We start from the raw sequence: 12,761 nt of genomic DNA, 5'->3' as shown, positions 1-12,761 counted from the left end.
TCGTATTTCCTACAGTTTTATATATGAGCTTTAGATGTGAGCATTATATACGGCAAGTCTTAATGGATGAATACCCAAAGATTCACAAGCCTTGGCTAGCCTTGATTGCTGTGTCTGCGTTGTAATTACGGTGCAATACTACTCCCTGGAAAATTCATGAAAGCTAACGTCGTCAATCTACCAAACTCTACACCCATTTTTAATAACCACCTTTCGACTGAAGAATTTTCAGACAGCAGCAGCGAAAGCTTAATTGAATTGCTCTGTCACGAAATGCAAGCGCAAGTAAAAGCAGCACCCAGGTGCGTAGAAGCTTTAGCAAAGCGCATAACCATAGAAGTAGAACGCATTTGCGATAAAAGCTCCCGTATCCAAACATCTGGGGAAATCAAGTCCTGGCAGATTACGTTGGGAAGGCATCGGATGCAAAAGTGCTTACGTTACTACCAACTAGGTTCCAAACAAGGGCGCGTGGAATTACATAGCAATTTGGGTGCTATGGTTTACCGCCATGTAACTATATCTGGCTCTGAGTTGGGTTTTGAGGCTCGTTACAGCCTAATTGAAGATTTTCTACAAGCGTTTTATATCGAAGCTATTAAAGCTTTCCGCAGAGAAAACGAACTACCTAATGATCACACGCCGCGTACTCAGCTGCAATTAGCTGAATATATGGCATTTACAGAACAGTATGCTAAACGCCGGATCAATTTACCTGGTGGTGCAAATCAGCAATTGATTATCTTACGGGCCCAAGGTTTTGCTCGTCGTCAGCCCCAAGAAACTACCGTGGATATCGAAATGGCGGTAGAGTCTGCTAAGGGTGAAGAGGCAGAATCTTACCAGCGTAACTCGGCGGTGCAACAGCTGCGATCGCAAATGGTTGCCCAAACTAATTTCGATCCATCTGAAGAGTCAGAACGCGATCGCGTCATCACTGAATTGATGAAATACCTGGAGTCTCAAGGTCAATCTGACTGTATGAACTACCTCAGCCTGAAACTCCAAGACCTCTCAGCCCCAGAAATTGACCAAATTCTCGGTTTAACCAGCCGTCAGCGCGATTATCTCCAACAGCGCTTTAAATACCATGTAGAAAAGTTTGCCAAGCAACACCATTGGCAATTAGTACATCAATGGCTAGGTGCGGGTTTAGAGCAAAAATTGGGTTTATCTTCCCAGCAGTGGGAAATCTTTGTGAATCAACTCACAGAACAGCAACAGCAAATATTAGAGTTGAAAACTGCACGACAAAACGACCAAGCGATCGCTAAAGCCATCAAATGCACTCCCAAACAGCTACAAAAACGTTGGACTCAACTGTTAGAACTAGCATGGGCTATCCGTAACGGCCATACTGAGGCACAGACAGGCTAAGACCAAATAGCTAAAATTTACGTGCCAGTAGAAGGCGCAGAATATGGGATGTAACAGAAAGTGTATTTAAACCCCACTTGAAACAGCACTGCTTTTAAAAGCAGGGAAATCAAACACTTTTTAATGATGAATTTTGATATAAATTCACCCATGTTTATCATTAAAATTTAACTGTGTTTTAAAGAAAGTTTTTCTAAATTCTACTCATGTAAAAAACAATTATTAAAGAAACCAGTAAGTCTACAAAAGCAATAGCATAATGGATTCCATTAACTCCAAAAAATATTGGTAAAATGAGATTATATTTCTGATTAGTGTAATTACTCCTATTAGTTTACCTTTGTCTATAGCTTGAAACAATTTAATACTGCATGAAGCAAAAGAAGCCAATAATATTAAAAAAGTAACAATACGAAAGTTCAGTAAATCGTTATAAGTTATATTAAAATCTGGTATTAACCAGCGAATATAGATTTCTGAAAATAGCTGTGCAGATATCCTGCCCGTAAGCTTTAAGATTTACTAAACTGTTTCTGGTGGTAAAAATACCCCATCAATTTCAAATTTGTGTTCTTTGACAGCTACCGCATCAAATCGTTCCTTCTGCCTCTTGCCTTTTTCGGTAAGTAGTTCCATTTGTTGAGGTATTTGTCAAGAGTTCAAATAGCAAAGTGGGGTATTGTTGAAAAAGTTTTTAGAAAATTGAGCCTAGCCGGATATGTCTTTCTTCAACTTAATCATTTCACCCCCGATTGCACCCGCCACAAATTAGCATAAATCCTGTTTCTATCCAACAATTCTTCATGAGTTCCCGACTCAACCAACTCGCCATATTCCATTACATAAATACAATCGGCATTGCGGATAGTCGAAAGACGATGGGCTATAGCTATCGTAGTTCGATTAACGGTAATCCGTTCTAAAGAACGCTGAATTGCCGCTTCGGTTTCATTATCTACCGCTGATGTAGCTTCATCTAAAACTAATATAGGTGGATTTTTTAAAACAGCCCTAGCGATCGCAATTCGTTGCCGTTGTCCACCAGATAATTTTTGACCCCGTTCTCCAACTATCGTCTTATAACTTTGAGGAAGCCGCATAATAAAATCATGCGCTTCGGCGATTTTGGCAGCTTCAATTATTTGTTCATCATTGGCATCAAAAGTACCGTAGGCGATATTTTCAGCAACAGTACCATGAAATAAGAATACATCCTGACTTACCAAGCCAATACTGCGACGCAAATCACGTAAATTTAATTTTTGGATATCAATACCATCAATAGTAATCTTTCCAGAAGAGATGTCATAAAATCGCAATAGTAACTTAACTAAAGTGCTTTTACCAGAACCTGTAGAACCAACAATCGCAATAGTTTGACTTTGGGGAATATGTAAGGATAACTTCTTAATTACTGGTTCTCTATCTTGATAAGCAAAAGTGACTTGCTTGAAGTCAATTTCACCACGTACCTGAGCAGTATTTAAAGATATATCTCCCCTAATAATATTGATGGGAGCATCCAACAAATTCAGGACACGATTGGCAGAAGCCATTGACCTTTGATATTTATCAAATATTTCCCCTAATGATACTAAGGGCCACAATAACCTCTGTACTAAAACCAGTAAAACACTGTAATTACCAATAGATATCGTACCAGCAGATGTTGCCATACCTCCCCAAAATAGTAAAGCTGTGAATCCTATTAAAACTAGCATTCTGATTAAAGGAATAAATGCAGCTGAAAGTTTAATTGCCTTAGCATTACTTTTTCTATACGCTTCGCTGTCGTCTGCCAATCTAGCACTTTCATATTCTTCAGATGTGAAACTCTTAATTGTGTTAATTCCACTAAGATTATTTGCTAATCGTGAGTTCAGAAAACCTACCTTTTCCCGCACATCAGCATAACGACTTTCTAGACGCTTTTGATAAATAAAAGAACCCCAAACAATAAATGGCATTGGCAGCATTACTACTAAGGTAATGGAGGGTGGTAAAATCCAGAAAGCACCACCAGTTAAAATGATGATTGAAGTACTAATCTGGATGATGTCGTTAGCTCCAAAATTTAAAAAATCTTCTAACTGGTTGATGTCATCATTCAGAATTGACATCAAGCCCCCAGTGCTACTTTCTTCAAAATAAGCTGAATCTAATTCTTGTACATGATTGTAAGTATCCAAACGTAAATCATGCTGAATATTTTGGGCTAAATTACGCCACAGTCTATCGTATGCATACTGAGAAACCGATTCAAATATCCAAATAATCACAGTGATCAATGAAAGCAACAAAAATTGCGAGAATATATCTTGAATTCCCAACTTTCCAATTATGGAATCTTGCTGCTTGACGAGAATATCTACCGCAGTACCAATTAGCCAAGGTGGTGCTAAATCTAATATTGTATTGATTATTGAAAATAATGTTGCTTGCCAAATTTGTTGGCGATGCCGTCTTCCATAGTTGAGCAAACGTTGTAAAGGATGGTCTGAATTTCTAGGCTTCTGAGATATTTGAGGAGATTTAGATTTGATTTTCACGACTTTTTGTTTTTTGTAGTTACGGGTCAATTCGTCATTGCCCAAAATCATCACACACTGCCCTACAAGTCAGACTTAGGGCTTCTTTTTGCCTTGGCTAAAAACGAACACCTTAGTAATTTAATGCCACTGAAAATGCTAAAAATACAGGAATGGTTGCATAACTACATCCCTGCTGCAAAAAAGTTTGTTGAGTATGATGTACTATCTCTGAATCAATAAATAATTCTCTATCAGAGTAGCAGCTAATGCCTCACCAATAATACTAGTTCTCAAAAAAGTTAAGATTATCGCAACTCCTATTCCCTTTGACTTTTCTGCCTTTGACTTGTCTGGTTAAGGCTTCTTCGCTGACTAACTGTTGGATACGATTGGATTGGCACTGAGTCTGATCTAAACTCAAGGGTGCGCTCAATGTACTTTACTGCATTGGCTGACCACCCGACACGAAAATCGATTCGATTGTCTACGTTAAAAAAATGGACTTTGATAAGGAGTTTTAGCCTTAACCCCGCTTAACGCACTCGTCCAATTATCAAAATCTCACTTGCTGCGATCGCGTTTCTCAAAAAAACTATCTTGATAAAAGCAGAGGGTTATTGCCTGCCTACCGCAAATCATTTCAGAAATCAAAGCAGATTCCTATATATTAATAATGACTGCTTAATTTACTCTTGACTATTACTGTTCTCTGTTGGGGAAATTTTACCGTAAAACTTGTTCCGCCTTCTACCTTACTATCTACATAAATTTCTCCATGATGTATTTCTAAGCACTTTTTCACCACAGCCAGTCCTAGTCCAGTGCCAACAATCTTGCCTACATTCTTGGCACGATGAAAAGGCTCAAATAAATGCTGCTGAAATTCGGAAGGAATTCCTATTCCATTATCTTGAACTTGGAAAAATATTGCATCTAGTTCACAACTAAGAACTAGAAAAATGCTTCCCTTTGGAGGTGAGTATTTCATGGCATTTGAGAGTAAATTGCTCAGAATTGAATACAGCAAATTTTCATCTAACTTGGCATGAGTACAGTTACCTTGAGTGAGAAATTTAATAGTATGCTGTTGTTGATTGCAAAATTGGAGGTCTTCTATCAAATTAATGCAAAATGCTTCCAAATCCATCAGTTCTGGATGAAATTCTAATTTACCAGCTTCTGCTCTGGTCAAAGTTAAAATATCGGTCAATAACTGGTTCATTGATCTAGCTGAAGATTGAATACGATACAGATTTTTAAGTTTCTTCTCTTCTGTCCACTGCTGATTACTTTGAGACAATAGTTGAGCCGATCCTAAAATAATACTCAATGGTGTACGAAATTCATGGGATACCATTGAAAAAAAGCGCAATTTCAATTCACTAAGTTCTTTTTCTTGAGCTAATGTTTGTTGATTAGCTTCTGCTTGCTGACGCTTAAGCAGTTGTTGATAAAGCAAAGAATAAACGCCTAATAAAATTGCAAAACTCAGGAAAGTACCGAGGAATTCAATCGACATTCGATTGCGAATATTGTCTTGGGAATGTCTGACTGATATTTGCAGTAACTGCTCTTCCCTAGCTTGCATTTGGGTAAGTGTTTCGCGGACTTGATTACGGTTTTGATTGCTTTTATTAACTAGGGGTGCTTGAATAGCAAAGGTTGATTTACCTGCTTCCTTGAGGTTAATCGATTGTTTAGATAATTCAACTCTTTGAGCAATAAGGAATTTTAGTTTCGTTAGTTGCTGCTGTTGATAAGAGTCATCAGCAATTTGTTGCTGCAACTTTTTGACTTTGGTATCTAGACTTTGTATTGCCTGATAGTAACGTTTGAGTTCTGATTGCTCTCCATAGAGAATATAGCCCCTGCGTCCGGCTTCTGCGTCGGTTAGTGTAGCGAAGATATCGGTAACGTTTTTCATTACCTCATGTGTATCCTTGACTTGATTACTACTTTCAATTAACTGAGTAGCGTTTTGGTAAGAAATTAGACTAACTATACTCATTAATAATAAGGATAAGCCAAAGCCAGAGGCAATCCATTTCCTTTCCAGTGACCATTTCATAAAAAAATTAATTAAATTAATTAATGGTTTAGAGCCGATATCTTATACAGAACTTTACATCAAGGTAAATATTTTTCCAATAGAAACTTAGTCAAAAGGTCTTTTAATTCTAACCGATTTCTAACCGATTTTTACCCAATCTTTTGACATCTAAGGTTTAAAATCGAGAAAATATAAAAATTTAGTAAATAAAATAGTTTAACTTCTCAGGTTGCATTTTAACACTTTTAGTAAAACATAATTTAATTATTTAAAGTGTTAAATCTACTTAATATTGCCAATTTAACTCTATAACAATTAATAGCCTAGCTTTACAAAATGAATTTTAGTTTAATTTACAAGTGAGGAAATCTAATTGCCGTGTCTTCGTTTAAAACTTTTGAAAAAAAACAATCACAAACTCAGATTTTACCTAGTTTTAGATTTTTACAAGGAGTCGGCCAAATAACTGGCACTACGCTCTTATCAATTACTATGCTATCAAGTTCTATGTTAGCTGGAGAACTAGGGACAACAACCAACAATTATCTAGCTGCGCAACAGGCGGAGGTATGGTGGCTCCTATTTGTCGTGATTTTATGCAGAAGGCACTTAAGGGTGTACCAGTAGAAAACTTTAAACCAGCTTCTAAATTTCCTCGTCCTAAATCAAATTAGAAGTATTAAGGTTAGGTATTGGGATTCATCCTAGTTTTTAAATTGATAAATATTCTAAAACAATGCGGATTTTGGTAGTTGAAGATGATGTCCAGTTAGCAGAGATGCTGATGGAAGCCCTGACTGACCGTCAATATGTGGTGGATATAGCCCAGGATGGAGAGCAAGCGTGGGATTGCATCAAAGTGTTGGAATATGATTTAGTGGTGCTAGATGTTACCTTACCAAAGTTGGATGGTGTGAGTTTTTGTCAACGCTTGCGATCGCCTATGGTGGGTCGTAGCCCATCGCGTAATAGCACAATACCTGTCCTCATGTTAACAGCACGTGATACCCTTGGTGACAAAATTACTGGGTTGGATGCTGGAGCAGATGATTACATGGTCAAACCTTTTGAAATGCCAGAGTTAATGGCTCGTGTTCGCGCATTGTTACGCCGTAATAGTGCCGCAGCATCTTTCCCAGACCTTGGTTGGGGTGGTTTGCGTTTAAATTCCAGCACTTATGAAGTCACCTATGCTGATCAGCCTTTACACCTAACGCCCAAAGAATTTGCTCTTCTAGAATTAATGGTTTCTAGCGGTCGGCGGGTGCTAAGTCGAGCCGGAATTATTGAGCGTATTTGGTCACTTGATGACCCTCCTAGCGAAGAAACTGTTAAGTCTCACATTAAGAGTTTACGGTATAAACTTAAAGACGCAGGTGCGCCTGATGACTTTATTGAAACAGTTCATGGATTGGGCTATCGTTTAAAGCAGCTTTAGAAAACTAACCGATTTCTACCTGATATTTACCCTTTATCTTTACAACTGATTGTTAAACTAAAATTAATGTAATTAACCTATTCTTTTACACCAGAACACTAGAGTTCTCCAAATCAATTTAATTATTGGTTTGGAGAATTTTAATTTTTACGTCAATAAAGCAAAAAATACATAATTATTTTATTTTTAAACCTTAATTATTAAATAGCATCTCAAAATAAGATACAAGTTTACAATAATCTTGGCTCAAATTCTTCTGAAATTAAATAGCGTTGAATCAGAATTCAATTATGAATTATGATTGCTGACTCCTGAATTCTTTCTTACTAATTTTTAAATAACCGATTTTTACCCAATTACTAACCGATATTTAAACTTCTAAGGTGTAATATCCAGAACAAAAGTATTTTTGGAAAGTAAATTTAAGCTTTTAGGAGATTTTTATGTCTCATTTTTCAGTGAATATTTCTAATATTGTTATTACCAACGAAGAGTATCGCAAGCTTAAAAATTATGCAGGAGAGCATCAGATATCAATTAATGAAGCACTTCGGTTATTAATTGATTCTCTTCCAGAATGCTCCCAAACGAATAAAAAATTAAGTCGAAGTTATTCGTTTATGTTTCCTAGAAGGTTTTTACACGTTTCCTTGAATGATAGGTAACTTGTAAATTTTGTTACTATAAATAACCTAGCTGTGGATTTTTCTGTCATCTACAAATAAATTTTAATTATGAATACTCTTGCTTCTTTGAGTTTAGTTAAATGTCCAGAAAAATCTGCTCAAGAAACGCCAAATTCTCAACCCATTTATGCACTAATTTCAGTTCATGGCGACCCTACAGCTGAAATTGGTAAAGAAGGAGCAGGTGGTCAAAATGTCTACGTGCGAGAATTGGGGTTAGCATTAGCAAAACGCGGCTGTCAGGTTGATATGTTTACCCGACGCGAATACCCTAACCAAGAAGAAATTGTGGAATTAGCACCAGGGTGTCGCACAATTCGTCTAAATGCTGGCCCAGCAGAATTCATTTCTAGAAATAATTTATTTGAATATCTACCGGAATTTGTAGAAGCTTGGCTGAATTTTCAAGAACGAACAGGGCGTAGCTATGCACTGATTCACACTAATTATTGGCTTTCTGCTTGGGTGGGATTGCAACTTAAATCTCGATTGGGACTACCCCAAGTTCATACCTATCACTCTATAGGGGCAGTTAAATATCGGAATTTGGAAAATCCACCGCAGATTGCTGCGATTCGCCATTGTGTAGAGAAGGCAATTTTAGAACAAGCAGATTGTGTAATATCCACCAGCCCCCAAGAAGCAGAAGATTTACGTCAGTTAATTTCGCAACATGGACGTATTAAAGTCATTCCCTGTGGAATTAATACTGAACACTTTGGTTCTATAAGTAAAGAAGTTGCTCGCCAACAATTGGGAATTGCTTCAGATTCTCAGATTATCTTATATGTAGGACGCTTTGACCCTCGCAAGGGAGTTGAAACCTTAGTAAAAGCCTGCGCCAGTTTGCCTGATACATTTCAATTCTATCTAGTTGGTGGCAGCCGTGAAGATGGAGCAGACTTCCAAGAACAACAACGCATTCAAACTTTGGTGAACGAACTGGGATTGGAAGCAGTTACAGTTTTCACGGGACGAATCTCTCAAACACTATTACCTGCTTACTACGCCGCAGGGGATATCTGCATTGTACCGAGTTACTACGAACCTTTTGGCTTAGTTGCGATTGAAGCGATGGCAGCCGGAACACCTGTAATTGCTAGTAATGTGGGAGGATTACAGCATACGGTGGTACATGGTGAAACTGGACTTTTGGTTCCTCCCCGTGATTCTACAGCATTAGCGATCGCTATTCACAATTTGTTAAAAAATCCGGGTCTAAAAGAGAGCTATGGCAATGCTGCACAGAATTGGGTTCAGTCTCGTTTTAGCACTCAGGGAGTTGCGGCTCAAGTTCACGAACTCTACCAATCTTTAACACTTGATACGTTTGTTCAAGAAATTATTCAAACTAAAAATTTAACTCCAGAGTTGGAAAAGCAAATCCAAAATTTGTTAAAATCGAAAGCTTTAAAATCCCGTGAAATTAAAGCTCTAGAAAAATTAATTGACTCATTTTATAACGGTATTTTGAAGTGGGCAACGAGTTAAATTCAAAGTAAAAGCTGAGATAGTCGCTAAGTTAGTGTTTGAAATTTTTGAACCTGAGCAAAAAGCTTTAATTAGTCTATTTACAGAGTATTTTAGTTGACGTTTTATAAAATATCTAGAAACAATATTTCATTTAGTGTTAAAGCCGAGAGTGTAACGACTTTTAGCACAGTACATACAACGCTAACGCTAGTGTTATTAATACAGAGGTAAGGCTATACTTCCGTATTGAAATATATAAGTTATCTACACATCTTTAAATTTATGTAATTTTTTAACAAGTGGAAACAAGCAAATATGAAACTACTTTTAGTTATTGAATTAGATAATACCTTGGTTGGTAACAATCGAGCTATTGCCGCTTTAAACCAAAGGCTAGAAGCTATACGCAACCAGATGTACTTAGTCTATATTACTGGTCGGTCTTATGCTTCTAGTCGTCGGGTGATAACACAAGCACAGCTTTTGAAACCCGATTATTTGATTGCTAGTGTAGGCACTGAGATTTATCAACAGGGTGTGCTTTTAGAAAATGATTGGGCAAATCAAATCTCAAAAGATTGGGATTGGGATGCAGTTTGGACAATTGCTAGCTACTTTTCTGCACTGATACCTCAACCCGACAGTGAACAAACTCCCTATAAATTAAGCTTTTGGCTAGATATGGATGCGTCGCTTGAGGTTATCCATGATTTAGAAGATTTGTTAGCTTTTACTGGATTGCAGACTCAGGTAGTTTTCAGCAATGGGCGAGATGTTGATATCATACCAAAGAACAGTAATAAGGGTAAAGCAACTGCATATCTGCAACAATTGCTGCAAGCGCAATCAGATGCAACCGTTATCTGTGGAGGTTCTGGAAATGACATCAGTTTATTTCAACAGCCATCAGCTGGGATTATCGTTGCTAATGCCCAGACCGAACTTCTGTGGTGGTATTATAAGACACATTACCCTTGGCACTTTCTAGCTCACTACCCTGGTGCCGCAGGTATTCTTGAAGGATTGATTTATTTTAATATTTTGCCATTTCCTAACAGATGGCGATGGGCTACGCCCCACCATAGGTGATCACAACCAATTCCAAATTAACTTTGAATGTCAAAAATTGCCCCGCACTTAGCTTCTTAAAGTACGGGGATATTTCACTAGGAGTTATCTCAAAGCCATTTAGCCTCTTCTGTCACGTAATCGCTCATCGTTCTTATTAATGTCTAATTCCTCACGACGAACAGTACCTTCGGCTTCAACTGTATCCTGTTCAACTACTTTCTTAATTTTCACTTCCTCACGCAAAACGGCTTCCTTCTGAATATCAGGGGTTTCTTCATAAAGATCCATGCGAGTAACTTCTCCTTCGCGGAAGTCAGCCTCGGCAGGCGATACAGTTCTACCAGACTGTTCTGGAGTAGTACGTTCAATGATTATGCGTTCTTTTTCAACTGGTACCGCAACCCTTGCCGTCTCAGTTTCCACATGTTTGCCAATAGATACTTCTCCTGTCTTAACACGGGATTTATTGGCAACTAAACGTTCTTCGTATAGTTTCAGGTTTTGATGATCCTGCTGATTCATATTGTAAAGATTTGGTTCATCTTCATACCTGTATGCATTACGATCGCCAGAGATTGGTGGTGCATCTACAGCTGTTGATGTATCTAAAGTTGCTTGTCTGATTGGAGTCCGATAAACTCCACGTACCCGTTCCTCATAATCGTAATCAATCTGTTCCAAATTATTAAAATCTGGTAAGCTTTCTACTTGCTGCTTCGTCAGCCCGATAGCATACACGCGCCGATTGCTATAGCTTATTCGGGAACGCCCAATTGGTAACAATACTTGTCTACCAAAGAACCAAAAACCTGTATCAACAACTAAATACCGCACGCGACCCGAATCATCCACCAAGATGTGTTTGACACTGCCAACTTTATCGTCATCTATGTCTGAATAGACATCAAAATCCTTAAGGTCGTAGTTATCAAAATCTGCATTGCCATAGTTGGCAGCAAACTCTTCCAGTTTGTATAAAGCCATATTCTTTTTGATCCAACATCTATGCTTACAATTTTAAAAATAAAAATTTTTACTACTTCTTTCTTTAGAAAGATATTAGTTACTTGATTTAATTGACACCTTTTAAAGTTTTCAGAAAAGTATATTTCAGGACGAGATACAACCTTTGACTAAGATTTTAGAGGTTTATAACTATGTTTTTCAACCTAAAATAAGCCAAATACCGCTAATATTAGCTTTAATTAAAGACAAGTCACTCACATTCATTGAGTATTTTGGTTATTGATAGGAGTAGTAACAACATATTGATTATCAGGTGAATTAGTAGGAAGTGGTTCTATTTTTCCTTGATACACTAAAGTTTGATAAACTAAAGCTGTAATCTCTCCTCTAGTTGCAGGTTTACTGGGATTAAGAAGTTTAGGATTTTGATGGTTGACCACTATATTTTTTTTGGTTGCTATCGCTACATCGAATAAATGGCTGGGCCCAGTAATTAGCTTGAACATCACTAAAGGTAGTTGCAGGAGAAGATTGAGCATAGGTATCTAATGCGCCAACCGCAAGTACTTTTAAATTTAAAGTTAGTAAAGATACAGATGCTGACACTAACTTAGTTAACTGAGTCATGAGTAATGCCCCCTGTTTTTTTAATTCATTATTTCTAATAGTTTAATAGTTATTAGTAAATAGTGGAGATTTATTGGAGAAAATTATACACAGCTAAAAATACTACTAAAGACTGATCATGCTTATTACTTTAGGTATAGATAACGCAACATTCAAAATATCAAAATCATCAATATTTTAGTAAAGGCTCATAATAAGAGGAAGTTTTAAAAGTCCTCTTGTCGGTATCAAAAGTTTGATATCCCTCTAAGTTACCCAATTTATCGGGTAACTTTGATTCTGATTCTCCCCTTTTAAGGGAGTTAGGGGGATCAACAAGGGGAGCATCTCACCTTTGCAAATACAGGTATAATTTTGGGAAAAAAGTTACACTGGCAACAAGAGCGGCAAGTGCAATTACTATGAACCCTGAAGACTTCAAACGTTTGGAAACCTGTTTGCAGGAAGCAGCAGAAATTCTTTATCGGAATACGCCAACAGAAGAGTTGACAAGCTTTGAGAGTATAGAAAAAGCAGTAAGGACAAAGATGCTAGAGCAAGTC

Annotated in this window: 8 protein-coding genes and 1 pseudogene; 4 read left to right on the top strand and 5 right to left on the bottom strand. The window is 37.4% G+C overall.

Annotated elements, in window-relative coordinates; all coding sequences use genetic code 11:
- The first annotated feature begins 156 nt into the window (after positions 1-156).
- Complete coding sequence (locus F8R90_RS30180) at positions 157-1,377, top strand: HetZ-related protein (RefSeq protein WP_196513716.1); 1,221 nt, start codon at positions 157-159, stop codon at positions 1,375-1,377.
- A 531-nt stretch (positions 1,378-1,908) separates the two neighbouring features.
- Here the strand turns inward: F8R90_RS30180 and F8R90_RS30175 are convergent.
- The 3 genes and pseudogenes from F8R90_RS30175 to F8R90_RS30165 form a co-directional block, all read right to left on the bottom strand.
- Positions 1,909-2,047: pseudogene (locus tag F8R90_RS30175) on the bottom strand (DUF2887 domain-containing protein); the annotation flags it as partial.
- A gap of 67 nt (positions 2,048-2,114) precedes the next feature.
- The gene (locus F8R90_RS30170; protein ID WP_196513715.1) at positions 2,115-3,977 is read right to left on the bottom strand and encodes an ABC transporter ATP-binding protein; all 1,863 of its coding nucleotides are present in this window, start codon (positions 3,975-3,977) and stop codon (positions 2,115-2,117) included.
- A 598-nt stretch (positions 3,978-4,575) separates the two neighbouring features.
- Positions 4,576-5,976: a sensor histidine kinase gene (locus F8R90_RS30165; RefSeq protein ID WP_196513714.1), complete on the bottom strand. Its 1,401-nt coding sequence runs from the start codon at positions 5,974-5,976 to the stop codon at positions 4,576-4,578.
- Positions 5,977-6,694: 718 nt separating this feature from the next.
- On the opposite strand from F8R90_RS30165, the gene F8R90_RS30160 reads away from it, so the two are divergent.
- The 3 genes from F8R90_RS30160 (at position 6,695) to F8R90_RS30150 (ending at position 10,644) form a co-directional block, all read left to right on the top strand.
- Complete coding sequence (locus tag F8R90_RS30160) at positions 6,695-7,396, top strand: response regulator transcription factor (protein ID WP_196513713.1); 702 nt, start codon at positions 6,695-6,697, stop codon at positions 7,394-7,396.
- Positions 7,397-8,130: 734 nt separating this feature from the next.
- Entirely contained in the window at positions 8,131-9,573 is a 1,443-nt protein-coding gene (locus tag F8R90_RS30155; protein ID WP_196513712.1) for a glycosyltransferase, read from the top strand.
- A 297-nt stretch (positions 9,574-9,870) separates the two neighbouring features.
- Positions 9,871-10,644, top strand: coding sequence for a sucrose-phosphate phosphatase (locus F8R90_RS30150; protein WP_196513711.1), 774 nt, complete (start codon positions 9,871-9,873; stop codon positions 10,642-10,644).
- 99 nt (positions 10,645-10,743) lie between these two features.
- On the opposite strand, the gene F8R90_RS30145 is transcribed toward F8R90_RS30150, so the two are convergent.
- A complete protein-coding gene (locus F8R90_RS30145; protein ID WP_196513710.1) occupies positions 10,744-11,610 on the bottom strand; it encodes a DUF2382 domain-containing protein in 867 nt (288 codons plus the stop codon).
- Between the two features lie 242 nt (positions 11,611-11,852).
- The gene (locus tag F8R90_RS30140; RefSeq protein WP_230967131.1) at positions 11,853-12,131 is read right to left on the bottom strand and encodes a hypothetical protein; all 279 of its coding nucleotides are present in this window, start codon (positions 12,129-12,131) and stop codon (positions 11,853-11,855) included.
- Positions 12,132-12,761: the final 630 nt, after the last annotated feature.

It is taken from the genome of Nostoc sp. NZL (genome assembly GCF_015714705.1).
GTDB classification, from domain to species: domain Bacteria; phylum Cyanobacteriota; class Cyanobacteriia; order Cyanobacteriales; family Nostocaceae; genus Nostoc; species Nostoc foliaceum_A.
Note: the sequence above shows the minus strand (reverse complement) of the source record. Positions and strands in the feature narration are given on the sequence as shown.

Bases quoted from the DNA above. Each gene is read 5' to 3' on its own strand.
- F8R90_RS30180 (WP_196513716.1), top strand. From the start codon at position 157: ATGAAAGCTAACGTCGTCAATCTACCAAACTCTACACCCATTTTTAAT.
- F8R90_RS30170 (WP_196513715.1), bottom strand. From the start codon at position 3,977: ATGATTTTGGGCAATGACGAATTGACCCGTAACTACAAAAAACAAAAA.
- F8R90_RS30165 (WP_196513714.1), bottom strand. From the start codon at position 5,976: ATGAAATGGTCACTGGAAAGGAAATGGATTGCCTCTGGCTTTGGCTTA.
- F8R90_RS30160 (WP_196513713.1), top strand. From the start codon at position 6,695: ATGCGGATTTTGGTAGTTGAAGATGATGTCCAGTTAGCAGAGATGCTG.
- F8R90_RS30155 (WP_196513712.1), top strand. From the start codon at position 8,131: ATGAATACTCTTGCTTCTTTGAGTTTAGTTAAATGTCCAGAAAAATCT.
- F8R90_RS30150 (WP_196513711.1), top strand. From the start codon at position 9,871: ATGAAACTACTTTTAGTTATTGAATTAGATAATACCTTGGTTGGTAAC.
- F8R90_RS30145 (WP_196513710.1), bottom strand. From the start codon at position 11,610: ATGGCTTTATACAAACTGGAAGAGTTTGCTGCCAACTATGGCAATGCA.
- F8R90_RS30140 (WP_230967131.1), bottom strand. From the start codon at position 12,131: ATGCTCAATCTTCTCCTGCAACTACCTTTAGTGATGTTCAAGCTAATT.